This window comes from Paenibacillus sp. FSL H7-0918, from assembly GCF_038007025.1.
Classification (GTDB): Bacteria; Bacillota; Bacilli; order Paenibacillales; family Paenibacillaceae; genus Paenibacillus_AQ; species Paenibacillus_AQ odorifer.
Genome location: NZ_JBBOWJ010000002.1, coordinates 846,515 through 869,913, shown reverse-complemented (window position 1 = coordinate 869,913; position 23,399 = coordinate 846,515). Strand labels below are relative to the sequence as shown.

Sequence of the window (23,399 nt, the reverse complement as noted above, 5' to 3'; positions counted from 1 at the left end):
TTAAGTTAAAGATATTTAAAGTGAAGATAATAAAACTCGATGTTATCCACCAAAGAGCTTGTACAGTAGAAAAAGATCTTTTTTTTTAAGTGATATCTTAACATTAAGATAATTAAACTAAACCTTTTTGTTCTTGGGAATTATATTACGAGTCAAAATCAACTAAACATTAGGAGTGTATAACAATGAGAAACTTAAAAGGGATTCACCACGTTACAGCCATCACAAGCAGTGCAGAGAAAAATTACGAGTTTTTTACTTACGTGTTAGGTATGCGTCTAGTGAAGAAAACAGTTAATCAAGATGATATTCAGACGTATCATTTGTTTTTTGCAGATGATAAGGGCAGCGCCGGAACAGATATGACCTTCTTTGATTTTCCTAACATCCCTAAAGGGGTTCATGGAACTAACGAGATTGCGAAAACATCCTTCCGGGTACCAACAGATGCTTCATTAGACTACTGGGTTAAGCGTTTTGATCGGCTTGCAGTGAAGCATACCGGCATTAAAGAGCAATTCGGCAAAAAGACATTATCCTTCGTAGATTTCGATGATCAACAGTATCAACTTATTTCAGATGAATTGAATAAAGGTGTCGTATCAGGTACACCGTGGCAAAAAGGGCCTATCCCTTTGGAGTATGCAATAACTGGCTTGGGACCGATCTTTGTACGAATTGCTGACTTCAACTATTTCAAAGAAGTATTGGAGAAAGTAATGTTGTTTAAAGAAATTGCTCAGGAAGAGACGTATCATTTATTTGAAGTTGGCGAAGGCGGAAACGGTGCACAAATTATTGTAGAGCATAATGAGTTCTTACCGAATTCACGCCAAGGTTTTGGGACTGTTCACCATGCTGCTTTTCGTGTAGAGGATCGTGCGATGCTGGACGAGTGGACAGAGCGTTTTGAAGGCTTTGGATTCCAAACTTCAGGATATGTAGATCGTCACTTCTTCGAGTCGTTGTATACACGTGTTGCACCACAAATATTGTTTGAGCTTGCCACTGACGGGCCAGGATTTATGGGAGATGAGGAATATGAAACCGTTGGCGAGAAGCTTTCATTGCCACCTTTCTTGGAACCTAAACGTGAGCAAATTGAGAAGTTAGTCCGTCCTATTGATACCGTTAGAAGTACGATCGACTTTGTGAAAGAGTGAAGAAGGGGCTGAGGAAATTGATTTCAATTGATCCAAAGCACAACAGTGAGCGGGAAAATTACAAATTATTAATTGGCACTATTATTCCTAGACCTATAGCCTTTGTCACAACACAATCAGAAGAGGGTCTCTTAAATGGTGCACCTTTTAGCTATTTTAATATCGTTTCGTCCAATCCTCCAATGGTTTCATTGGCAATTCAAAGACCAGCAGGGCGTTTAAAAGATACAGCCCGTAATATTTACGATAATCAACAGTTTGTTGTGCATATTGTAGATGAGGAGAATGTTGCGAAGATCAATCAGACTGCAGCCACATTACCTGCTTCTGAAAGTGAAATTGAATTGGCGAATCTTACACCGATTCAAAGTACAAGTGTAGCTGTACCTGGCGTTTTGGAAGCGAAGGTGCGGATGGAGTGCAAGCTTGTTCAAGCAATTCCTCTAGGGGGCGAAGAACCTGGGAGTGATTTGTTTATTGGCGAAATTGTTCAATTCCATATCGATGAATCGATCTATCAGGAGGGGCATATTGACCCGAGAGTTCTAAACGCTGTGAGCCGTTTGGCGGGAAATAATTACGCAACCCTTGGAGAGATTTTTACAATAGATAGGCCGGAATAAGCAACTATAGAATAGACCTGCTAGTAAGCAATGAAGCCTACTTAGCAGGTCTTTTTGTGTACCGAAGCTACAGCTCGTCCGCAACCCCCAACAAAGCAATCCCTAGAATCACAACGATAATAACGGCATATTGTGCCTTGCTTAGTTTTTCTTTGAGGAAGATTCGCGATAATATTACGGAAAAAATGCTGTATGAAGCAATAAGTGGTGCCGCGATAATCGCGTTGCTGGACATAGCAAATACGTAGAAGAATTGTCCGGTCGTTTCCAGAATGGCTGCGAAGCCCTTATCCCGTTCTTTAAATAGGTTGAACTTTACCTTTTTAAAAAATTTCAGGTATGTAAAAGACAAGATGGCACATATAAAGAAGGTGTATTCATACGCGAGCAGAGCTGCTTTTTCGCTAATCAGGCTGAGTTCATCCAAATAAATAGCATCGGCAAAGGTGCCAAGTCCATCGATTAGGCAGTATAGGATTGGAAAAATGATGGCGACCACGCCAATCTGATATTTTTTATCAATCTGTGTGGTGCTGTTTTGAAGCGCTTGGTGTTCTGCTCTCTTTTCCAAGATGGCGATCCCGATAATGCCCAAGGTGATAACGGCAACACCAACGATTTCAAGCGCCCCTAGCTCATGGGTGAAAAAGATAAATAATAATATCGTCGTTACAGCGCCTGATGAATTTTGTACGGGGGAGGCAATGGATAACTCAATATATCTAAGTCCAATATAGCCAACTGCCATCGACAGGATATAGAGTGCAGACACAGGGAAATATCGGATTAAGTCCATAGGATCAAAGGTTAATCCTTGAATGAGCATATAAGCTGTTGCGTGAATACCCATGACTATCCCCACGATAATGATAATCTTAATATGGCTATACCGATCCTGACTATCGGTCCCCTTTTTATAAAATAAGTCGGCCCCTCCCCAAGCGAAGGCTGTTAATAATGCAAACATAAACCACATAATCATTGCTCCTTGCTGTAGATTAAAATCCCCGCCGATTATACCAGATTAGATTCTACACAGGGTGCCCATTTCGTCACACATAAAAAATACACCCTCTAGAATCGACCGGACAAACCAAAGGTTTATCAAATGTCTATTCTAAAGGGTGTACTTCATAACATAACAGAGGGGTAAGGCGCTATCTTAACGTAGAGTTTTCAATGCGCCACTCCAAGCCAAGACTTGATCCAGCATCCCATTAAGATTGGTAAGATGCAGATCCGCTGGTTTAAACACAGTTCCGTTCTCGAAATCAGTGAACAGTGACAATGCAGGGTGTACACGAACGTCTGCTACAGATAGTTCTCCCAAGATTCCGCGTAGATGTTCAGCTGCACGAGCGCCCCCTACGGAACCATAACTTACGATACCTGCTGCTTTATTATTCCAAGCTTCACGGGCATAATCGAGCGCATTTTTCAGTGATGCAGAAATACTGTGGTTATATTCTTGTACGATAAATACGAAACCGTCTAGTGTAGCGAGTTTAGTGTTCCATGCTGTTGCTTGTTCAGTTGCATCAGCCTCACCCAATAGTGGAAGCTTGAAATCTGCAATATCTATGATCTCATAATTAGCATCCCCGCGTGCATCCGCAATCTTTTTAACCCATTCTCCTACTTGCGGGCTTAAACGACCTTGACGAGTACTTCCGAGAATAATACCGATGTTTAATTTTGACATTGTTTGTTCCTCCTCAATTTTTGTTCTACCAAATAGTTTGTCTAGAAATCCCATGAAGTACACAACCTTTAAAAATTATTTATCTCAAGAGTAGTAAACTCTGGTTGTCTTTAAGTTAAGTATCTTTAAGATGAGATAATAATACCGCACATAGTGTGCTTTGTCAAGCAACTTTATAATAGTTAGTTTATAGCTTTGCTTCACCTTTACAAAATTAGTTGTTAGGAATATAATTGTTTAAGCAACTATTAAAACAGTGTTAATTGAGAAGGGATACGATCATGACGACAAAGCATAACCAATCCGAGCTTACGTTAGGATTTATGATGGGCACGACTTATCGTAAATTAAGCATGTTATTTCAAAGTGGGCTGAAAGAACATGATATAACACCAGAGCAATGGTCAGTCCTTTTTCATATTGACAGAACGGAAGGTTTGATTCAGAAGGACATTGCTAAGCGCTCTGGTAAGGATAAGCCAACTACAACGCGAATTCTGGATCATTTGGAAGGAAAGGGACTGATTTACAAAAGAACCGGTGAGAACGATCGGCGTTCTTTTAAAGTCTATATTACGGAAAAAGGAAGGTCTCTGGTGAAGGAAACCGTTCCTATTGAAGATAAGGTGACAGAAGAGATTATGAACTGTATTTCTAGTAAGGAATATGAGTTGCTCATGGAATTGCTGCTAAGAATAAACAATCATGTAGATCAAATAACAGATGGAGAGTAGGAAGGCAAGTTATGTTAGAACAACAAGAACTACGTACGAAATTATGGACCAAATCTTTTATTGCTTTAACGATTAGTGCTTTATTTTTATTTATGAATTTACAGATGTTGTTATCTTCATTTCCGTCTTACGTAAAAAGCGAATTTCAGGCCGGAGATATTATGGTCAGCCTCGTTACCAGCGTCTTTGCATTAACTGCGATCGCTTCACGTTTTATGACCGCTTTTCTGATGAGGAAGGTTAGTCGCAATGTATTATTATATATTGGCTTAGCAATTGCCGCCGCTATTACCGGCCTTTATGTTGTAGCAGATTCTATCGGATCACTGCTGCTGATGCGTGTGGGCTATGGGATTGGATTCGGGATTGCCAGCACGATTATCCCAACGATTGTTTCACAGATTATTCCAAGCAAAAGAATGGGTGAAGGGATAGGTTATTTCGGTTTATCCACCAGCCTGGCGATGTCGATCGGTCCAATGATTGGCTTGAATGTGATGAAACAATCAGGTTTTGGAACACTGGCTATGATCGGTATGGTAACTTTACTTCTTGCTTTTCCAGTACTTTTATTTTCTCGTTCACTTCCAGCGCAACCGAAAAAAAAGCCTACCCCAACTCAAAGCGAATCCACCAAACCTCTCAAGGTTCCGTTTAATACAAAGTTAGTATTGCCTGCCATTCTAAATGTCATGTTGGCAATTACCTACGGGGGATTGCTAAGCTTTATCGCTTTATTCGGCGAATCAGTTCATCTGGAGCAAGTGGGTTTGTTCTTTTTATTTAATGCGGTTACGATCATCATTATAAGACCTATCTCCGGCAGATTATTTGATAAAAGAGGACCAGCTTCTGTCCTAATCCCGGCGGCGGTTTGCGTCGTTGCAAGCTTAACTGTGCTTTCTTATACGACCTCTATGCCAATGCTCATCGTTTCTGCACTGCTATATGGACTTGGCTTCGGCGCTATTCAGCCAACGATCCAGGCTTGGATGCTTCGCACCTCAACTCCAGCACAATATGGTATGGCCAACAGTATGTTCTATAACTCAACGGATTTGGGTGTAGCCAGCGGAGCCATTATTCTGGGGGCAATCTCGGCAGCAACTGATTATGGGATAATGTATCGTTATTCGGCTGGGTTTATGGTGTTGTTCCTTATCGTGTATGTGGGAATTCAGATTAACAAGGCTAGAGTGAATCCATCAACCTTAAGTCAATAGGGTTCGGAGATTAAGCCAATCTTTATCTACTATTCATATTATTTTAAGCTAAGAGGGTTATAGTAATCACATAACCCCCTTATAATATAGACTTTGACCCTGCCGGACGTTGGCAGGGTCCTTTTTTTGTGTATGAAGAGAAGAAGTACATTATGTCGATGCACTTTTCTGGTGGTATGGATTATGCTTAGAAGAATAGGAATCGAAGGGGGTGAGATTTGCGAATGAATATGACATGGAACTTAGATAGTTTATATCCTTCCTTTGAATCGGAGCAGTTAAAAAGGGATCGCAAGCTACTGGGCCAGCATATACAAGATTTAAAGCGGTGGGCTGAGAACCATTTGAAAGTAAAAGACGTTACAGCCATGTCTGTGGAGGGCTTTTTAAGAATTTATAATGATTATAAAAGCATATATGTATGCTTGTTAGCTTATGCAGAGTTAACACTCAGCGCAGATCGTGGCTCCGAGGAAGCCATGAATCTTGCTGATGATATTGAGGAGGCCAATTCAGAAATCATCGGGGTAGTTGTGGCTTTTAAGCGCTGGTTTAGCACTTGTGATCATATGGATGAGCTTATCGTTAGCTCACCTTATCTAATGGAGCATCAATTTTATTTGCGAGAACTCCTGTTACAATCCCGCTATGAGTTAAGCGAAGAACTTGAAATGGCCATAGCCAAAATGCAGAGTACAGGATCCAAAGCATGGAGCAGACTGTATATGGAGAGGACTTCAAGTGCACTTGCAGATCTAGTGGTAGATGGGGAAACTAGACAAGTGACACTTGCGGAGCTAAGAAGTATGGCTTATGAGAATAATACCAGCTTAAGAAAAGCTGCTTATGAAGCGGAGGCAGAAGCCTGTAGTCGTATTGCTGAGGTCTGCGCAGCCAGCTTAAATGGCATTAGTGGTGAGGCGCTGACGATTTATGGCATGCGGGGTTATCAATCTTCTCTGGAAAAAGTGTTAATCGCTTCGAGAATGGACAGTGAGACTTTAGCCGCTATGCTCACTGCTCTTCGGGAGAGCCTGCCAGCCTTTCATACCTATTATCAAAAGAAAGCCGAGCTGCTGGGACATCCGGCAAAGCTGCCTTTTTACGATATTTTTGCACCAGTCGGTGTAGAAAACGGGAAAATTACATACGCTAACGCCAAAGATACAATCTTCTCGAGCTTCGCAACCTTTAGTGAGGAACTGGCTTGTTTTGCTCAGAAGGCTTTTGATCAGCAATGGATTGATGCAGAACCTAGATCAGGCAAAGGGGGGTATGGACTTTGCATTGATATTTTTCCGATTGGCGAGAGCAGAATTATGACCCAGTTCACCGGAAATGCCATAGATATTAGTATCCTTGCCCATGAGCTCGGCCATGCCTATCATAGCTCCTGTCTGGCTAATGAAACGATGCTGAATACGGATTACCCGATTCCGATTGCTGAAACGGCTTCGATTTTTTGTGAGACGATAGTGAACCATGCCATAATTACAAATTCAACGGAGAAGGAAGCTCTGCTTATTCTGGAGAGAAGTATTTCTGATGCCGGTTATTATCTTGTAGACTTTTATGCCCGTTATTTATTTGAGATCAAATTATATGAGAGAAGAGCATTAGGCCCGCTGTCTGTTCAAGAGCTAAATGAATTGATGATTGCCTGTATGGTGGAAGCCTATGGTGAGGGCATTGACCCGGGTACAATCCATCCGTACATGTGGATGAACAAAGCTGGATATTTTATGGCTAGTAATGAATTTTTGAATTTCCCGTATTCCTTTGGTTTGTTATTCTCTAAAGGACTGTACGCGGAATATTTAAAGAGGGGCGAAGAGTTCGCCCCTAAGTATCGCCAGTTCCTTAGGGATACCAGCAAACATAATATTGTTGATGTAGCAAAAACAATGGATCTAGATGTTCACTCCGTCGACTTCTGGAGAAGTGCATTGAAGTTAATAGAGAGCGACATTGGGGTGTTCATCGCTAAAGCCTAAACAACTCTCCAATTATGGTCACAGGTAGCTTCAATTTGGCCATGCTTTTCAATGTAGTCCGTGACAATTTCAGATATGTCGATCATAATTTCTTGAACAATCGGTTTACCCTTATACATCTCATAATCTCCGCCACCGCTGGCTCTATAATTGTTCATAACAACCTCATATTCTTTAGAGTCCTCTATAGGCTGACCTTGGTACAGCAGATGGAGGACTCTTTCGCCTACAGGTCTAGCGGTATCAAGCTCGTATTGTATTCCTTCCCACATATCATAATTGTAATGCTGCGGTTTAGGCTCGATGTAGGCGGGGTTAACGATTATTATTCCGTTCTCGTCTTGTTGGAAATAGTTAGCGGTTTGTTCTAAGGCCTCTCTAATATCTTGTCCTGTCAGTCTTAGGACGGTTAAGGTGTTGGGATAAATGAAGTTCGATAAAATGTCTCTGCGTGTGATGGTTTCGCTGAAACCCTTGCAATCGTTACTGAGTAAGGCTGCTGTAGAAATATCTATGCCAGTAGCCTCCATTTGTACCTTATTCATAAATTCTATAAAAGGGTGGTCAGCTAAGCGGCATTCATCAGCACTGGAAATAGACAGGTCCCCGATAACCGTTCCTATTCTCTCATCCAGCCAAGTTTGTGTTTCTGATTCAAGAGTACTGCTCAGCTCTAGGATTATTTCATCTGCAGCTGTTGTCTCATTAACGTTAAGGAGCTCGGCATGTTTACGCTGAATCTTCCAGTGTGTATTTTCTTTTTGGAAAATAACCGAAATTTTACCGAGGGAAAGTCCATTACAACCAGGTTGTATGATTGTAACACCGTTCAACTCCCCAGCTATGGAGCGGTGCTGATGTCCGGTAATTAGCACATCTATGCCCTCTACCTCTGTACACATGGCGTAGGCTTGATTCTCCCCCGTTAGTCTTTCTACAGGTTCTCCACTGCTTAGATCGCGTTCGAATCCGCCGTGGTAAGCTACAACGAGCAGATCAGGCTGCTCTTCTGCCCGTATAATGGCACACCAATGTTTTACAGTCTCTAGCGAATCCTCAAATTGAAGCCCTTCAATATGGCTAGGGTTCTCCCAGTGGGGGATGTAATGCGTCGTAACCCCTAGAACGGCTACTTTGATTTTATCTACCCATTTGATGATATAGGGTTTACCAAAGGCGGGTTGATTTGTCGTGTTATCTATAATTCCAGCTGATAACCAAGGAAAGCAGGAATCCTGAACGGCTTTATTCAGCAGAGTTTTGCCAAAATTGAATTCATGGTTGCCAATAATTGCAGCGTCATATTTCAATTCATTTAGTGCAGCTATGCCCGGATTCAGCTCATTACTATAATGTGTAGCTGCATAATAAGTTAACGGTGTGCCTTGAATAAGATCACCGTTATCTATAAGGATCAGCTCAGGAGTATGGGATCTTTCTTGTTTAATGAGGGTAGCAATTGTTGCTAAGCCTGCTGGTCGTTTCTCCCCCGTGCGGTAATCGACGGGCCCAAAATGTCCATGTAGATCACTTGTTACGAGGATTTCACAGGTTATTGAATTCTCTTTATTCATAGGTAGCCCCTCCTGATAATAAGTTCAGACCTCATTCTAGCAGATAATTTGGTAACTTTAAGAGATTGGAATAAATTTTACATATATTTGATGCTTGGTTGCTATTGATTTAATAAAACACATCTATAGTTTAGAAGTACTCAAAAATAAAAATAGAAAACAGTGGAGGTCTTTCGTTTGAGAAAAATCAGTAAATTCGTATTGCCGCTAATGATGTCTATTACATTGCTTAGTGGTTGTGGCGCTAACAACACTACAAATAATGCAAACCAAGGATCGACGGACGGGGCAAATGCACCGAAGGAAACGGCAGCTCCTGTAGCAGAGGGTTATGTTCCAGAGAAGCTTACTGTACAATTTGTTCCTTCTCAAAATGCAGATACGCTCGAAGCTAAAGCGAAACCTCTTGAAAAATTACTGGGTGACAAGCTCGGTATTCCTGTAGAAGTAAGTGTCTCTACTGATTACAACACCGTTATCGAAGCTATGGCCTCTAAAAAAGTGGATGTAGGTTTCCTTCCTCCAACTGCTTACGTGTTAGCTAAAGAAAAAGGAGCAGCTGAGGTTATTCTTCAGGCTCAACGTTTTGGTGTAAATGATGAAACCGGTGGTCCAACAGATGAATTAGCGGATTTCTATAAATCTATGATTATCGTCAAGAAGGATTCTGCGATCAAATCGGTTGCCGATTTGAAAGGTAAAAAAATTGCCTATCAAAACGTTACATCCTCAGCAGGTTTTGTATGGCCGGCTGCAACACTAATGGATGCAGGACTTGATCCGTTGAAGGATGTACAAGCCATTACGGTTAAAGGTCATGATCAAGGCGTGCTTGCTGTGCTGAATGGTGACGTAGATGCAGCAGCTATTTTCCAAGATGCCCGGAACACGGTCGTTAAGGATTATCCAAAAGTATTTGAAGATACTCAAGTTCTCGCCTTTACTGATAAAATTCCTAACGATACGATTTCGGTCCGTTCAGATATGAATAAAGAATGGATAGAAAAAATCCAGCAGGCATTCATTGATATCGCAGCTGACACAGAAGGCCATGAGATTATCAAAGACATTTACTCTCATGAAGGTTATGTGAAATCACAAGACAGCAACTTTGACATTGTTCGCGAATACAACAGTAAAGTAAAAACAGAGTAGAACAGGCCGTTCAAGGATACAACGATGTTGGTGTATAACAGGCATTAAGGATAGCCAGCTCCGGATTCCCCCCCGGATCTGGCTATCTCTTTTATACGAATATACGAAAACACATAAAGGGATGATTTCATGATAGAGCTTCGTAATGTATCCAAAACGTATCTAAACGGAACCAAAGGATTAAACAACATTAACCTGACCATTCCAGCCGGAGAATTTGTAGCTATTGTTGGTCTTTCGGGAGCAGGGAAGTCGACCTTGCTGCGTTCCATTAACCGGCTTCATGATATTTCCGAAGGTAATATTCTTATTAACGGGCAGTCCATCACGAATGCAAAAGGAAGCCGGCTACGAATGATCCGTAGGAATATCGGAATGATCTTTCAAAGCTTCAACTTAGTGAAACGTACGACGGTGCTTCGTAATGTTTTGGCAGGACGGGTGGGCTATCATTCCACACTGCGGACGATACTTGGCAGATTCCCACAAAAGGATATCGATTTAGCCTTCGAATCCCTTGATCGGGTAAATATCGCCGAGAAGGCCTATACACGTGCAGATCAGCTATCTGGAGGTCAGCAGCAACGTGTAGCTATTGCCCGTGTTCTTGCGCAGGAGGCACAGATTATCCTCGCAGATGAACCTGTAGCTTCACTAGATCCGCTCACAACCAAGCAGGTTATGGATGATCTAAAGAAGATTAATATGGAACTCGGGATTACAACCATTGTGAATTTGCATTTTATTGATCTGGCTAGAGAATACGCTACCCGGATTATCGGGCTCCGGGCAGGAGAGGTTGTCTTCGATGGTCCTGTATCAGAGGCAACCGATGAGAGGTTTGCTGAGATTTACGGCAGACCGATTCATCAGGATGAGTTGTTAGGTGAGCCTGTACTCGGAGGCGTGTGAGATGAGTGTGAATGCAGAGAAGCTACATCCCAAACCGCCAAGGAAGATAAAACATTATTTCACAGCCATTATATTAGTAGTATTACTGTGGAGAAGTGCTGTCTTAACCGATTCATCCTTCGGGGAGCTGATCTCCGGTCTGCCGAATATGCTTGATTTGCTTAAGGAAATGTTTCCCCCGAACTGGGGGTATTTTGACAACATTATAGATGCGATGCTGGAGACGATCCGGATGGCGCTGGTTGGCACAACGTTTGGTGCCATTCTTGCGGTTCCGGTTGCGCTGTTGTGTGCAAGCAATATTACGCAAAGCCGTTGGCTTCATTATCCGGTCCGTATGCTGCTGAACCTGATCCGTACGATTCCCGATCTGCTGTTGGCTTCTATCTTTGTGGCTATTTTCGGCCTCGGTGCGCTTCCTGGGATATTTGCATTGACGATATTTTCGTTGGGGCTGATCGCTAAGCTTACCTATGAAACGATGGAGACGATTGATCAAGGACCTTTGGAAGCAATGACTTCAGTGGGGGCTAATAAGATTCAACGCATTATGTTCGGAGTCATTCCACAGGTACAGGCTCATTTTATGTCTTATGTCCTATATGCCTTCGAGATTAATGTTCGTGCTGCGGCGGTTTTAGGTCTGGTAGGAGCGGGTGGGATCGGCCACTATTATGAAGTTACCCTAGGCTTTTTGGAATACGATAAGACTTGCACCATCATCTTGTTCACATTAGCAGTAGTACTGATTATTGATTATGTAAGCACTAAGCTGCGGGAGAAATTAATATGAGTAAATCATGGAATACCCTTGTCCCTAAACCCCGTAAAAATCGTTTTCGTTGGCTGATTTATGTAGCCCTAGCCGCGTTATATATTTGGGCTTTTTCGGGAGTGCCGTTTAATGGATTCAAAGAAACCGCCGGGATCATTACTAAAGCAATTTTTGCCGGGATATTCTCACCTGACTGGGCCTTCGTTTATTTACCAGATGGGGAGGATCTCCTGCGGGGATTGCTCGAGACGTTAGCTATTTCAATCCTAGGCACTTTTATCTCGACCTTTTTATGTATTCCTTTTGCATTTTGGGCTGCAGTTAACATGAGCAAGGGAAAGGTAATTTCAGGTTCCGGCAAGCTGATGTTGAGCTTTATACGAACCTTCCCTGAGATTATTATGGCTTTGTTATTTATCAAGGCTGTTGGACCGGGTTCTTTTGCAGGTGTGCTGGCTCTGGGACTACATTCGGTGGGCATGCTCGGCAAATTGTTCGCGGATGAGATTGAGAATATCGACAACGGTCCACTCGAAGCTTTAATTTCTTCTGGTGCCAGCCGCATGCAGGTATTGTGGTTTGCGGTGTTGCCGCAGGTGCTGCCGGGATTCTTATCCTATACCTTATATAGATTCGAAATTAACGTTCGTTCGGCTACGATTCTAGGTGTGATTGGAGCAGGGGGGATCGGCACACCGTTAATCTTCGCGCTCAGTTCACGGAATTGGGACCGCGTGGGGATTATACTGCTAGGTATCATTGCGATGATCACAATTATTGATTTGATTTCCGGCAAGATCCGGAAGAAGCTGGTGTAACCGAGTTGCATAATGATATGTAAGACAAAGACCTCCTTAGGGTATGAACCGAACCTAGGGGAGGTCTTTTATGATATGATCCATACTATATTGGACCATTCGAAAATGTATGAGAAAGTAATAATTATTTTTTCTGAAACATATGTTGGTCTATCCGACTTGTACCAAAGGAGTTGAAGGTTTGGAATCTGCGCTTATTGGCAGCTTTGTATCGGCAATGGCTACCGTTCTTGGAGCATTTCCGATCCTGTTCGTGAAGAGGTTATCCGAGAAGTGGAAAGATATCCTCGTAGCCTTCACTGCGGGGATTATGGTGTCCGCCTCCACGTTTGGACTCATGCCGCAATCGATCAAAGAATCGGGGATTATCGCTTTAACCTTGGGCTTGATTACCGGAGTGCTGCTGCTTGATTTAATTGAAAATAACATCCCACATATCGATGTGGAGAATAAGCCCGGTTATACCAATATGGATTCAAAAGCGCTGCTTGTTATGATTGCGCTGTTCATCCACAACATACCAGAAGGCCTCAGTACAGGTTTCAGTTATGCCAGCGAACAGGCCAGTTTAGGTCCTACCGTGGCGATTGCCATTGGCGCACAGAATATGCCGGAAGGTTTGATTCTTGCGGTCTTTCTGATGAATTCGCGAACTAGCAAGCTAAAAGCCTTAGGAATCGTTACACTTACCGGCTTGATGGAGATGGTATCTGCGGTGATCGGGTATTTTACTGCTAGTTACCTGCATAATGTTGTGGGTTATGGTCTAGCTTTTGCAGCCGGGGCTATGCTCTTTATCGTTTACAAGGAGCTGATTCCGGAGAGTCATGGCCATGGTTATGAGCGGCCTTCGACGTATTCGTTTATTTTTGGATTATTGATCATGGTGTACATCACGCAGATATTTGGGTGAGCAAATAGAACTCTAATCTATAAAAAAGAAGACCAATGAAATGCCAGAGCAGCTTTAAGCTGCCTGACCTCATTGGTCTTTGTCTTGTTATAACTAAGCTTTATCCCCGCAGAATTGCCTCAATTTGCTCTAGTTCTTCAGCGCTAAGCTCTGGGGCATTTAAGGAAGCGACGGCATCTTCAATCTGGCTTACCTTACTTGCGCCGATCAATGCAGAAGTTACTTTGTCTCCACGGAGTACCCAAGATAACGCTAGCTGAGACATTTTTTGTCCACGTGCAGCAGCAATCTCGTTCAGTTTGCGAACCTTGCCGATCGCCTCTTCGGTAATGGCATTCTCAGACAGGAATACACTTGGACCAGCGGCACGGGAATCAGGAGCGATTCCGTTTAGATAGCGATCGGTCAGTATGCCACCTTGTAGCGGGGAGAACACAATGGAGCCGATGCCTTCTTCAGACAATACATCCTGCAAGCCATCTTCAATCCAGCGGGACATCATGGAATAGTTTGGCTGATGAATCAGGCATGGCGTGCCAAGTCGACGCAGAATTTGTGCCGCTTCGCGTGTTTGTTCAGGTCCGTAATTCGAAATCCCGACATACAACGCTTTACCTTGGCGTACCACGAGGTCCAGCGCAGCCATGGTTTCTTCCAGTGGTGTATTTGGATCTGGGCGGTGGTGATAAAAAATATCAACATAATCCAGTCCCATACGTTTTAAGCTTTGATCTAGGCTGGAGACGAGATATTTTTTGGAGCCCCATTCACCATAAGGACCAGCCCACATATAATAACCAGCTTTAGTAGAGATAACCATCTCATCACGATAAGGGGTCAGATCCTTTTTAAGAATTTGGCCAAAACTTTCTTCGGCGGAGCCTGCAGGTGGACCGTAATTATTGGCAAGGTCAAAATGAGTGATTCCAAGATCAAAAGCTCTTCTTACCATGGCGCGGCCATTCTCAAATAAGTCGTTGCCGCCAAAGTTATGCCATAGACCAAGCGAGATCGCTGGCAGGAGTAGACCGCTCTTTCCGGTGCGATTATATTTCATATTGTCATATCTGGTAGCGCTTGCGTTATACATGATTTATTCCTCCTCTAAACACTTATTACTTAGTACGTTACGTCCTTATTGTAGCGAAAGATCGCGGACAAACGTATGTCAGCAAGGAAGAAGTTTATAGTACAATGTCATTTTCGAGATGACGGCTACGGTATTCTTTTGGCGAACAACCTTTCACCTTCTTGAACATCCGCGAAAAGAGTAAGGGGTCCTGATAGCCCACAGAACGTGAGATTTCACCAATCGTGCATAGGGTCTCTGTCAGCAGCTCGCACGCCTTAGCGATGCGGAAATTTAATAAATACTGCTGTGGTGGCATACCTATTGTCCGTTTGAACAAGGAGGATAAATATTTGCGATCCAGCTTGAGCGAAGAGGACATCATCTCAACCGAAATATTTTCACAATAATGTGTATGCAAAAAGTGCAGGCATTGCTCGACGTAAATACTCTTTTGACGTGGTAAAGGAAGTACATCTGGAACTGCTGGCACCGCTCGAAGTAACAGAGAAAAGAACTCATACATAATTGCTTTTAGAGGTAGATCCAGACTGTCCGAAGCTTCAGCTGCTTGTGTCAGGAGCTCGTATAAATTCGGCATAAGCTGTTCATCCATTGGAAAGATCGGGTGCTCAGGTGACAAGGCGGTTTTGGCCAAAATATAATCAACCTGCTCCCCGGTAAAAGCTACCCAAGAATAGGCCCATGGATTTGCTATGTCTGCTGTGTAGGCAGTTACGATATGCGGATAGGTGAGAAAAGCTTGTCCTGGCCTAAGATAATGGGTCTGTTCACCCACAGTAACTTCACCTGTTCCTGCATGGATAAAATGTATTTTATATACGTCACGGACCCCAGGTCCAAAAAAATGTCCGGGAAGACACTGCTCCCGCCCCCAGTAATGGAGATGCAGGTCGGGATTGCCTCGGAAGGGACGCTCAGAATTATAGTTAAATATCGCCATGGATGATTCCTTCTCTTTCTTCTATAGATTTAATCAAGGTAGTTGTACCCGCTTACTTTTATTATACAGCATATTTTAGAAGGAATATTAACTCGGAATTGCAGACAATTCAAAGATCGTAGTTTATCCCTGTCCAGTTTGGTTAAGTAAGCTATGAAGCTGAACGTATGAGCTAACTACATCAATAGGAGGTAATGGAGATGAATAAGAGAATAGTGGGTGTCTTTGCTGCCGAATACGAAGCTTCGCGAGCTATTGAGGAGTTGAAGCGTCAGGGCTGTAGGACAGAGGATATTTCGATTATCGCGAGAAATAAAGCGGATGAGGAAACTCTTAGAGACGAGTCAGGAACCGTGGCCCCGGAGGGTATGGCTACAGGTGCAGCTACTGGTGGCCTGCTGGGTGGAGTAACGGGGCTGCTGATGGGAATTGGTGCTTTGGCTATTCCTGGTATTGGACCTATTATTGCAGCCGGACCTCTTGCGGCAACACTAGCCGGAGCGGCGATAGGCGCAGGCAGTGGCGGGTTAGTCGGCGGACTTATTGGCCTTGGCATCCCTGAAGAGGAAGCAGAGAGCTACGATAATTACGTGGATGAAGGTCATATTCTAGTAATGGCGGATGTGGAAGGCGAGCAGAAGGAGCAAGAAGTGAAACAAATCTTGGCAAAGTATAACAGCCTGAACGCAGAACGCTTTGAGAAAGTTGCTAATATAGATCCATTAGCGAGTGAACGTATTGGAAATAAATAAGAAGCAATTAGCATTCAGTGTAAAAAAACAAAACAGGCTATCTCACTAGCAAAGGATACTGCTAGTGAGATAGCCTGTTTTTTGTGGTTTTATAGAGAGACAGCATTTTGCCTAACGGTTAGCGCAGTCGGTATTTCTTTTCCTGGCAGGAAATGAATGCTGCGGATATAGCGGATCGTCCCGCTCTGTGCCCGCATAATTACCGAATGTGTCTCCGCGCGTTCTTTACCGATGAAACGGACGCCGTTCAGGAACTCACCTGACGTTACACCCGTGGCGGCAAAGAGCACGTCGCCCGTGCCAACCATGTCTTCCATGTATAGCACTCGCGTTGGATTGGCAATTCCCATGCGTACACAGCGCTGTAGCTCTACTGGTCCATCCGGGAGCAATCTGCCCTGCATTTCACCACCAAGGCATTTCAGTGCAGCGGCAGCAAGAACACCTTCGGGTGCTCCACCGGAACCCATATATAAATCGACATCGCTGTCTGGCAGTGCAGCCGCAATAGCGCCAGCGACATCTCCGTGACCAAGCAGCTTAATTCGTACCCCGGCTTCACGCAGGCTATTAATCAGCTGCTCATGCCGTTTGCGATCCAGCACCATTACGGTTAACTCGGAGAGAGATTTGCCAGTGTAATGGCAGGCTTTTTGCAGAGTGATCTCTACAGGGTCCTCGAGTCTAAGCTTACCGGCAAGTTCAGGCCCGCAGGCTAACTTTTCCATATAAATGTCCGGGGCATGCAGCAGGCTGCCTTTATCTGCTATAGCAATAACAGATTGCGCATTATGCAGGCCGCAGGCAACAACCTCAGTTCCTTCGAGAGGATCGACGGCTACATCGACAGCAGGACCTTTTTGGTTCCCGACTTTCTCACCAATATAGAGCATTGGAGCATCATCCATCTCTCCTTCACCTATCACAACAGTTCCGTCGATGGACACAGAATCGAACATGGAACGGATCGCAGTCGTGGCTGCATCATCTGCCGCATTTTTATCGCCCCGCCCAATCCAACGAGCCGAGGATAAAGCACCTAGTTCAGTTACCCGTACAATCTCAAGGGCCAGTTCGCGCTCCATTCTAATTCCCTCCAGTGCATTCTATATATTTTGTAAACTGAAATTTAGATATAACCCATAATAATACCAGCGGTTTCTTCTATAGCCTTGTCAGTAATATCAATTACAGGACAGCCCAGCTTGTTGAACAATGAAGCGGCGTATTCCATCTCTTCGGTGATCCGCGCCAGACTTGCATATTGGGAACCTGTCGGTAATCCGAGAACCTTAAGCCGCTCAGAGCGGACCTTCAGCATGTACTCGGGTTTCATGGTTAATCCGATAAGCCGGTTCGGCGGCAAGCTTAATAGTTCTTGCGGAGGACCAATCTCCGGGATAATCGGATAGTTAACGACTTTTTTTCCTCTATGGGCCAAAAAGATGCTAAGCGGTGTTTTTGAAGTACGGGACATGCCCAGCAGAACGATATCGGCTTTGAGCATGGCGCCCAGATCACGGCCGTCATCACAGGCGACGGTGAATTCTATAGCTTCTATGCGGCGGAAATAATTCTCGTCGAGCTGGTGTAGAAGACCTGGCCGCTGCTGAGGAGCATCGTCGAAGGTATCAATGAAGGCCTGCATCATAGGGCCCATGATATCAACGATCCGTAAATCAAGACGTACCGCTTCCTCGCGGATCATTTCTCTTAATTCTGGCTGCACTAATGTATAGGCGACAAAACCTTTATGCTGAGCTGCTTCTTCCATAAGCTTGCGTAGCTCGTCTTCATGCCTAATATTGCCGTATCTTTTAATGGTGACCTGCTGATTCTGAAATTGGTGAATAACGGCCTGCACGACAGCCTCTGCCGTATCTCCTATAGAATCCGAGCATATCGTTATTAAGTTGGAAGATTGCTCGATGCTCATGGGTTCCTCCTGTTATCCTTTGGCTTCAAGTTCGAGGAGAAGTTTGATGATGGAGGTTTTTGTTAAACGTCCTACCACATCCAGTTTTGTACCGCCGTCTTCAGCGGCGCTGGGAACAACCACCGGCAAACTGTCTACCTCGTGAAAAATCATCTTATGTGCAGCTTCAAGCACCGGCTCATCCGGTGAAGTTGTGACCACTTTGGGCTGGCGCGTCATAACCATGCTTACGGGCATGGAGACTGCACTGGGGTTGCCCAAGGTTACCTTTAGGAAATCCTTACGTGAAGCAACGCCCGTGAGTTTACCCTCTTCGTCACAGATAATAAGAGTGCCTACATCCTGTAGAAAAAGCGTAACTACGGCATCTTGAATAGTTGTGGTCTCACGGATAACTATAGGTACACTTTGAATTTCTTTGACCATCGTTTCCTGCAGCAGATAACCGCTTCCCTGACGACTGGATGATTTCAATCCTGGGAAGTACCCGACCTTCGGCTTGGCGTCGATATATTTGAGCATAACCAAAACAGACAGATCCGAGCGAATTGTAGGCCGGGTAAGGTTCAAACTTTCGGCAATCTGTTCGCCGGTAATCGGAGCTCTTTTGTTAACGATATCGATAATCTCTATTTGACGTGATGTCAGTTCGATCACAATTCCCTCCACTTCCGATAAAAAAGGCATTCCTCTTTAGAAAAGAAGCGCCGTTAAGCGAATCCTCCTTTCATATATGAGTCATATTTAGCTGTGTTTAATTTAACTTGTTTATATAATACGCAATAGTGGTCATAAATGCAATATATAGTACGTCATATATTTGATTTTTTTAACGCAACAGTGTTGATCTTCTTTTTTTGCAGTAATTGCTTTAAAGCATCAGCATTCACTAGGATCGTTCCGGCAATGATGGTGAACACTCCAAGAATTGTAATCCAAGATACGGACTCCTTGTAAAAGAAAAAGCCTACACCCACGGCAATCGGTGGAGAAATATAAAGCCAGGTAGAAGGAAACACTGGGTTGGTCTTAGCTACGAGCCAGTAGAACAAGGTATGGCCGACCATGGAGCCGATAACTGTGAGATAGAGCAGTGAACCTGCTGTCTCGAATGAGAAGAGAAATGCAGGATGTACTTTTTCCGTGGCAAAAGAAAGAATGAATAACAACGCACCGCCATACATCATTTGAGCCGCATTCAGCGCAATCGGTGAGACCTCAGGCATACTGTTAATTACTTTTTTGGAGTAAATCGCACCTACAGCATAGCAACACTCTCCAATTAGGACTACGGCGCAACCGATGAGCCACAGTGGTGAAATATCAACGGCGAGATTGGGGAGAACCAGCAGCAGTACGCCAGTGAAGCCGATGATGCAGCCATATAGGGAGATGGCGGGTGCTTTTTGCCGAAGAATAGAGGTTTGGAGCAGCAGGATCATGATCGGACCAGTGGCAGAGAGTACAGCTGCAAGCCCTGAAGAAACATATTGTTCAGCCCAGTAGAGACCCGCGAAGGTGCCGAAGGTTAGAGCAGACCCGGTGAACAACATTTCTTTGCGCAACAGCAAGGAGAAGCTGGCTTTTCGTTTCCAGACCATCCATAGGAATAGAACAGCGCCTGCGACAAAAAATCTTAAGCCCGCTGAAAAGAAAGGAGGCGCACCGGCATCTACGCCGATTTTGATAGCTAGAAAGGTCGTGCCGAAGATCAGACATACAAGTGCATAAGCAAATAAGATCATTTTGAAAGTCCCCTTTTGTGTGCTTTATAAAATATAAGAATTTATAAGCTGGCATTTTGTTAATCATATAGGGGAGAGGACAGAACAGATTGCCTTGTGTAGAACAGATTAATTCGGAAATCGTGTACAATATGATTACAAGGTTGTTCGGAGAGGAGTTGTAGCCAGATGAAAAAGGTTGTGGGAGCGGAGCATAATCATCCTTTGTTTCGGCAGGTCTATGAATTTCTATTAAATCGCATGGAGCGAGGGGAGTGGGTCGCACATGATAAGCTTCCTTCTATACGGCTGCTGGCGGAGGAGCTTAAGGTACATCGACTGACCGTATTCAAAGCGTACAGACGGTTGACGGAGGATGGAAAGGTTTATGTAAAAGATAAATCAGGATATTACGTGGCACCCATAATCTCGCTTCCTGCTATTGAAGTAGGAGCCGCAGTATCGGCTTATGCGCTCACTAATCCGCTGTCTGATATTCAGAGAGTGCCAGTTAAGTATCAGTTCTCGCAGGCGCTGATTGATCCGGGGCTGCTGCCGAATCTTTTTCTATCTGACTATGTCAAAAAAGTGTTCGATCTATATCCCAAGGTAATGGGAACGTATGCCTCGGTCCAGGGGGATAACGAGCTGCGTGAGACGTTAAGCCACCACTTTCGGAAGCAACATCGGCTGCAGTTAACTTCGGAAGAGCTGCTTATTACCTCGGGTGCGCAGCAGGCGATCAATCTGATTGCCCGGATTGTGCTTGGTCCTCTGGATACGGTGCTTGTGGAGCGGCCTACTTATAGTGTTGCTATGGATATTTTTCGCCGGGAGGGGGCACGGTTGGTTCCGGTTGAGATCACTCCGGAGGGATATGATCTGGAGGAAGTAGAAGCTTTGATGAAAAAGCATAAACCGCGTATGTTCTACATTAATCCAACGCATCACAATCCAACTGGATACACGGTGCCTGTGCAACAGCGCAAGCTGTTGGTAGAACTGGCCGAACGTTATCGCTGTTTACTGGTGGAGGATGACCCGTTCCGCGATATGTATTTTGATGAGGAGCCGCCGCCGCCCTTTTTTGCTTATGATACGGAGGGGTGGGTGATCTATATCAGCAGCTTCAGTAAATATGTAGCCCCTGGCTTACGAATCTGTGCGGTGGCCTGCCGATATCCATTTATGGAGCGTCTGATCACGGCCAAATCACTCGCGGACAATGGCACTCCGCTGCTGAATCAAAAAATATTTCTACATTACTACACCTCCCCACGCTTGCAACAGCATCTCGGTAAGCTGCGCATTGCACTTCAAGTGCATAAGGAAATTGTAGAAGAGGAGCTGGCGGGGACTGGCTGGGAATGGACGACTCCGCAAGGCGGACTAAATCTATGGGTGAAACTACCGGAGCATCTTACGATGGATCGCCTGTTTGCTTCAAGTATGGCGCAGTCGATCGCTTTTGTTCCTGGGGAGTTATTTGATCCACTGGGGGAAATGAAGTCAAGGCTTCGCCTAAGTTATTCCTTTGCAAGCGAAGGGGTGCTGCGCGAAGGAATACAGCGTTTGATTGGGATCGCGCACAGTCTGTGAGTGGTACAGCAGGTATGGGGGATTAAAGAAGAGGATATGAGGAGTTAAAGAAGATTAGAGGAATTAAAGAAGAGGATATGAGGAGTTAAAGAAGATTAGGGTAATTAAAGAAGAGGATTAGAGGAGTTGCTACCGGATAAACTTGTATCACTTGTTTGGGAATTCCTGTAACACTTTCCACATTTGCTCCGTCTGTAAGGTAAAGAAGGGGGTTATCAAAGTGCGAAAGATCAATTTCCGAAAGATCAATTTCCGAAAGATCAATTTCCGAAAGATCAATTTCCGAAAGATCAATTTCCGAAGTCCAATGATGATATTTCTAGGTGTCCTATTAATATTTACGGCTTTGCTGACGGTACGGCCCTCGGTCACTTACGCCTGTTCCTGTGTTATGCCTGCGGAGCCACTGGAAGCTCTTGAGAAAAGTACAGCTGTTTTTGTCGGGAAAGTAGTGGATATGAAGGAGCCGTCACAGGGGAACATAATTTCTTCTGCTGATCCAGTAAAGGTAACCTTTGAGGTGGATTCCAGCTGGAAAGGGGTCAAGGGGAATCAAGTTACATTAACTACGGCTTTATCTTCTGCAAGCTGCGGCTTTGAATTTGTGGAAGGGGAAAGTTACATTGTCTATGCTTATGCTAGAGACGGCGGAGACTCTGGTAATCTGGAGGCTAGTTTATGCAGTCGAACTAAGCGGCTAACCGCTGACTCAGTGGATCTAAAAGAGCTGGGACCGGGTATTTCGCCTACAACGCCTACCGCTTCTCCGGAGGTAACTCCGAATAATTCACCGGAGTCAGGAGCTGGGAGTAATGAGCCTGATCAAACGGGGAACCCGGCTGGGGACAGTGATTCCTTTCCACTTGTTAATGTGGGGATTAGTGGAATAATTATCGTTCTAGTGGCTATAGCTGGGGCTGTTCTATACCGTCGTAGAAATGATGGAACGCGCAAAAAATGACTCTAACTGTAGAGTCACGTCATGTAATGTAATGGTGGGATCAAGTTAGGACGTAAGAATATATAAGGGGTTGTGATAAAATAAGCGGTCGCTCGGGATAAACATCCGAGCGACCGCTTATTTGTTTGAGAAGACCTTGAGTAACTGGTGTTGGGCTGTGTTGGTGGACCAGTGGTGGAGTATGTTGGTGGGCGAAAAGGTACTGATGCTAATGCTGGTGTGTGCTGAAGGGCGGCGTAGGTCTAGAGTTGGTATGTGTGGAAGGGCGATGCAGGTCTAGTGCTGGTGCTGGTGCTCAAGTGTAGCTCGGAACCATCTAGAATCAATAATTAGGGAAATCCTCCCTGATTTTATCGTGTTTTACTCATTATTAGCGATAATTGGGGAATTGCTCCCTAAAATTCTGCGGAAATTGCCTTTTTTGCCTATAATCGGCTAATTATTAGGGAGAAATTCCGCAAAAAGTTCAATATGTGCTTATAAAGTTCGATTATTAGGGAGAAATTCCGCAAAAAGTTCAACGTGTGCTTATAAAGATCGATTATCAGGGAGAAATTCCGCAAAAAGTTTAACGCGCGCCTATAAAGTTCGAATTTGAGGGAGAATCTCCTTAAACATCAGTTCAAGGAGGGCAGAATTTTGTGAAGCAAGTTGCACTTTAGATTGTAAGGTAAAGTAAGGTGAATTCCGTGTAGCAAGGTTAATTTGGGTGATGTGATTAAGGTGAATTTAGTGAGTTAATGATGAATTTTTGCGATGTAAGTTGAAATCAGTTGAAGTCAGTTGTGATGTCACTTGAGTTTAGATC

22 protein-coding genes are annotated in these 23,399 nt (G+C 44.1%); 13 read left to right on the top strand and 9 right to left on the bottom strand.

Annotation, left to right across the window (positions count from 1 at the left end):
- Positions 1 to 185 precede the first annotated feature (185 nt).
- Together MHI15_RS17895 and MHI15_RS17890 are read left to right on the top strand one after the other, a co-directional pair.
- On the top strand, positions 186 to 1,163 hold the full coding sequence (locus MHI15_RS17895) for a ring-cleaving dioxygenase (RefSeq protein ID WP_076187299.1): 978 nt from the start codon (positions 186 to 188) through the stop codon (positions 1,161 to 1,163).
- 17 nt (positions 1,164 to 1,180) lie between these two features.
- A complete protein-coding gene (locus MHI15_RS17890; protein ID WP_038568951.1) occupies positions 1,181 to 1,786 on the top strand; it encodes a flavin reductase family protein in 606 nt (201 codons plus the stop codon).
- A gap of 67 nt (positions 1,787 to 1,853) precedes the next feature.
- Here MHI15_RS17890 and MHI15_RS17885 read toward each other — a convergent pair whose 3' ends face one another.
- Together MHI15_RS17885 and MHI15_RS17880 are read right to left on the bottom strand one after the other, a co-directional pair.
- A complete protein-coding gene (locus tag MHI15_RS17885; protein ID WP_341164663.1) occupies positions 1,854 to 2,762 on the bottom strand; it encodes a DMT family transporter in 909 nt (302 codons plus the stop codon).
- Between the two features lie 186 nt (positions 2,763 to 2,948).
- Positions 2,949 to 3,488 carry an NADPH-dependent FMN reductase gene (locus MHI15_RS17880; protein ID WP_036676495.1) on the bottom strand — a complete coding sequence of 180 codons (540 nt, stop codon included), beginning with the start codon at positions 3,486 to 3,488 and terminating at the stop codon, positions 2,949 to 2,951.
- A gap of 281 nt (positions 3,489 to 3,769) precedes the next feature.
- Between MHI15_RS17880 and MHI15_RS17875 the strand changes: the two genes are divergently transcribed.
- The 3 genes from MHI15_RS17875 to MHI15_RS17865 all read left to right on the top strand — a co-directional run bounded on the left by MHI15_RS17875 (position 3,770) and on the right by MHI15_RS17865 (position 7,439).
- The gene (locus MHI15_RS17875) at positions 3,770 to 4,222 is read left to right on the top strand and encodes a MarR family winged helix-turn-helix transcriptional regulator (protein WP_036676493.1); all 453 of its coding nucleotides are present in this window, start codon (positions 3,770 to 3,772) and stop codon (positions 4,220 to 4,222) included.
- An 11-nt stretch (positions 4,223 to 4,233) separates the two neighbouring features.
- A complete protein-coding gene (locus MHI15_RS17870) occupies positions 4,234 to 5,445 on the top strand; it encodes an MFS transporter (RefSeq protein ID WP_076130619.1) in 1,212 nt (403 codons plus the stop codon).
- Positions 5,446 to 5,669: 224 nt separating this feature from the next.
- Positions 5,670 to 7,439 (top strand): M3 family oligoendopeptidase, encoded by a 1,770-nt coding sequence (locus MHI15_RS17865; protein ID WP_341164662.1) that lies wholly within the window; start codon positions 5,670 to 5,672, stop codon positions 7,437 to 7,439.
- Here MHI15_RS17865 and MHI15_RS17860 read toward each other — a convergent pair.
- Positions 7,436 to 9,013, bottom strand: a complete 1,578-nt coding sequence (locus MHI15_RS17860; RefSeq protein ID WP_341164661.1) for a bifunctional metallophosphatase/5'-nucleotidase — start codon at positions 9,011 to 9,013, stop codon at positions 7,436 to 7,438. The two genes, MHI15_RS17865 and MHI15_RS17860, sit on opposite strands and share 4 nt — an antisense overlap.
- Before the next feature lie 177 nt (positions 9,014 to 9,190).
- On the opposite strand from MHI15_RS17860, the gene MHI15_RS17855 reads away from it, so the two are divergent.
- From MHI15_RS17855 to MHI15_RS17835, 5 genes are all read left to right on the top strand, one after another.
- A complete protein-coding gene (locus MHI15_RS17855) occupies positions 9,191 to 10,168 on the top strand; it encodes a phosphate/phosphite/phosphonate ABC transporter substrate-binding protein (RefSeq protein ID WP_038568963.1) in 978 nt (325 codons plus the stop codon).
- Between the two features lie 129 nt (positions 10,169 to 10,297).
- Entirely contained in the window at positions 10,298 to 11,080 is a 783-nt protein-coding gene (gene phnC / locus MHI15_RS17850; protein WP_038568965.1) for a phosphonate ABC transporter ATP-binding protein, read from the top strand.
- A gap of 1 nt (position 11,081) precedes the next feature.
- The gene (gene phnE / locus MHI15_RS17845; protein ID WP_036676482.1) at positions 11,082 to 11,873 is read left to right on the top strand and encodes a phosphonate ABC transporter, permease protein PhnE; all 792 of its coding nucleotides are present in this window, start codon (positions 11,082 to 11,084) and stop codon (positions 11,871 to 11,873) included.
- Positions 11,870 to 12,673, top strand: coding sequence for a phosphonate ABC transporter, permease protein PhnE (gene phnE / locus MHI15_RS17840; protein WP_036676480.1), 804 nt, complete (start codon positions 11,870 to 11,872; stop codon positions 12,671 to 12,673). Before phnE (MHI15_RS17845) ends, phnE (MHI15_RS17840) begins: the two co-directional genes overlap by 4 nt.
- A gap of 181 nt (positions 12,674 to 12,854) precedes the next feature.
- A complete protein-coding gene (locus MHI15_RS17835) occupies positions 12,855 to 13,586 on the top strand; it encodes a ZIP family metal transporter (RefSeq protein WP_036676473.1) in 732 nt (243 codons plus the stop codon).
- Between the two features lie 100 nt (positions 13,587 to 13,686).
- Here the strand turns inward: MHI15_RS17835 and MHI15_RS17830 are convergent, their stop codons facing one another.
- The gene (locus MHI15_RS17830) at positions 13,687 to 14,676 is read right to left on the bottom strand and encodes an aldo/keto reductase (RefSeq protein ID WP_282579691.1); all 990 of its coding nucleotides are present in this window, start codon (positions 14,674 to 14,676) and stop codon (positions 13,687 to 13,689) included.
- A gap of 94 nt (positions 14,677 to 14,770) precedes the next feature.
- Positions 14,771 to 15,619 (bottom strand): AraC family transcriptional regulator, encoded by an 849-nt coding sequence (locus MHI15_RS17825; protein WP_341088583.1) that lies wholly within the window; start codon positions 15,617 to 15,619, stop codon positions 14,771 to 14,773.
- 200 nt (positions 15,620 to 15,819) lie between these two features.
- Here MHI15_RS17825 and MHI15_RS17820 point away from each other — a divergent pair, with 200 nt between their 5' ends.
- The gene (locus MHI15_RS17820; RefSeq protein ID WP_341164660.1) at positions 15,820 to 16,371 is read left to right on the top strand and encodes a general stress protein; all 552 of its coding nucleotides are present in this window, start codon (positions 15,820 to 15,822) and stop codon (positions 16,369 to 16,371) included.
- An 89-nt stretch (positions 16,372 to 16,460) separates the two neighbouring features.
- Here the strand turns inward: MHI15_RS17820 and glpX are convergent, their stop codons facing one another.
- The 4 genes from glpX to MHI15_RS17800 all read right to left on the bottom strand — a co-directional run bounded on the left by glpX (position 16,461) and on the right by MHI15_RS17800 (position 20,052).
- Positions 16,461 to 17,456, bottom strand: a complete 996-nt coding sequence (gene glpX, locus MHI15_RS17815) for a class II fructose-bisphosphatase (RefSeq protein WP_076187316.1) — start codon at positions 17,454 to 17,456, stop codon at positions 16,461 to 16,463.
- A 44-nt stretch (positions 17,457 to 17,500) separates the two neighbouring features.
- The gene (locus MHI15_RS17810) at positions 17,501 to 18,307 is read right to left on the bottom strand and encodes a pyruvate, water dikinase regulatory protein (RefSeq protein WP_076130626.1); all 807 of its coding nucleotides are present in this window, start codon (positions 18,305 to 18,307) and stop codon (positions 17,501 to 17,503) included.
- Positions 18,308 to 18,319: 12 nt separating this feature from the next.
- The gene (locus MHI15_RS17805) at positions 18,320 to 18,994 is read right to left on the bottom strand and encodes a helix-turn-helix transcriptional regulator (RefSeq protein ID WP_076282071.1); all 675 of its coding nucleotides are present in this window, start codon (positions 18,992 to 18,994) and stop codon (positions 18,320 to 18,322) included.
- A 125-nt stretch (positions 18,995 to 19,119) separates the two neighbouring features.
- Positions 19,120 to 20,052: a DMT family transporter gene (locus tag MHI15_RS17800; protein WP_076130627.1), complete on the bottom strand. Its 933-nt coding sequence runs from the start codon at positions 20,050 to 20,052 to the stop codon at positions 19,120 to 19,122.
- Between the two features lie 168 nt (positions 20,053 to 20,220).
- Here MHI15_RS17800 and MHI15_RS17795 point away from each other — a divergent pair, with 168 nt between their 5' ends.
- Together MHI15_RS17795 and MHI15_RS17790 are read left to right on the top strand one after the other, a co-directional pair.
- Positions 20,221 to 21,630: an aminotransferase-like domain-containing protein gene (locus MHI15_RS17795; protein WP_076130628.1), complete on the top strand. Its 1,410-nt coding sequence runs from the start codon at positions 20,221 to 20,223 to the stop codon at positions 21,628 to 21,630.
- Between the two features lie 220 nt (positions 21,631 to 21,850).
- A complete protein-coding gene (locus MHI15_RS17790; protein ID WP_341164659.1) occupies positions 21,851 to 22,591 on the top strand; it encodes a hypothetical protein in 741 nt (246 codons plus the stop codon).
- Positions 22,592 to 23,399 lie beyond the last annotated feature (808 nt).

Excerpts from the sequence above, each read along its gene's own strand:
- MHI15_RS17895 (WP_076187299.1), top strand. The coding sequence starts at position 186 with ATGAGAAACTTAAAAGGGATTCACCACGTTACAGCCATCACAAGCAGT.
- MHI15_RS17885 (WP_341164663.1), bottom strand. The coding sequence starts at position 2,762 with ATGTGGTTTATGTTTGCATTATTAACAGCCTTCGCTTGGGGAGGGGCC.
- MHI15_RS17880 (WP_036676495.1), bottom strand. The coding sequence starts at position 3,488 with ATGTCAAAATTAAACATCGGTATTATTCTCGGAAGTACTCGTCAAGGT.
- MHI15_RS17875 (WP_036676493.1), top strand. The coding sequence starts at position 3,770 with ATGACGACAAAGCATAACCAATCCGAGCTTACGTTAGGATTTATGATG.
- MHI15_RS17870 (WP_076130619.1), top strand. The coding sequence starts at position 4,234 with ATGTTAGAACAACAAGAACTACGTACGAAATTATGGACCAAATCTTTT.
- MHI15_RS17865 (WP_341164662.1), top strand. The coding sequence starts at position 5,670 with ATGAATATGACATGGAACTTAGATAGTTTATATCCTTCCTTTGAATCG.
- MHI15_RS17860 (WP_341164661.1), bottom strand. The coding sequence starts at position 9,013 with ATGAATAAAGAGAATTCAATAACCTGTGAAATCCTCGTAACAAGTGAT.
- phnC (WP_038568965.1), top strand. The coding sequence starts at position 10,298 with ATGATAGAGCTTCGTAATGTATCCAAAACGTATCTAAACGGAACCAAA.
- phnE (WP_036676482.1), top strand. The coding sequence starts at position 11,082 with ATGAGTGTGAATGCAGAGAAGCTACATCCCAAACCGCCAAGGAAGATA.
- phnE (WP_036676480.1), top strand. The coding sequence starts at position 11,870 with ATGAGTAAATCATGGAATACCCTTGTCCCTAAACCCCGTAAAAATCGT.
- MHI15_RS17830 (WP_282579691.1), bottom strand. The coding sequence starts at position 14,676 with ATGTATAACGCAAGCGCTACCAGATATGACAATATGAAATATAATCGC.
- MHI15_RS17825 (WP_341088583.1), bottom strand. The coding sequence starts at position 15,619 with ATGGCGATATTTAACTATAATTCTGAGCGTCCCTTCCGAGGCAATCCC.
- MHI15_RS17820 (WP_341164660.1), top strand. The coding sequence starts at position 15,820 with ATGAATAAGAGAATAGTGGGTGTCTTTGCTGCCGAATACGAAGCTTCG.
- glpX (WP_076187316.1), bottom strand. The coding sequence starts at position 17,456 with ATGGAGCGCGAACTGGCCCTTGAGATTGTACGGGTAACTGAACTAGGT.
- MHI15_RS17810 (WP_076130626.1), bottom strand. The coding sequence starts at position 18,307 with ATGAGCATCGAGCAATCTTCCAACTTAATAACGATATGCTCGGATTCT.
- MHI15_RS17805 (WP_076282071.1), bottom strand. The coding sequence starts at position 18,994 with ATGCCTTTTTTATCGGAAGTGGAGGGAATTGTGATCGAACTGACATCA.
- MHI15_RS17800 (WP_076130627.1), bottom strand. The coding sequence starts at position 20,052 with ATGATCTTATTTGCTTATGCACTTGTATGTCTGATCTTCGGCACGACC.
- MHI15_RS17795 (WP_076130628.1), top strand. The coding sequence starts at position 20,221 with ATGAAAAAGGTTGTGGGAGCGGAGCATAATCATCCTTTGTTTCGGCAG.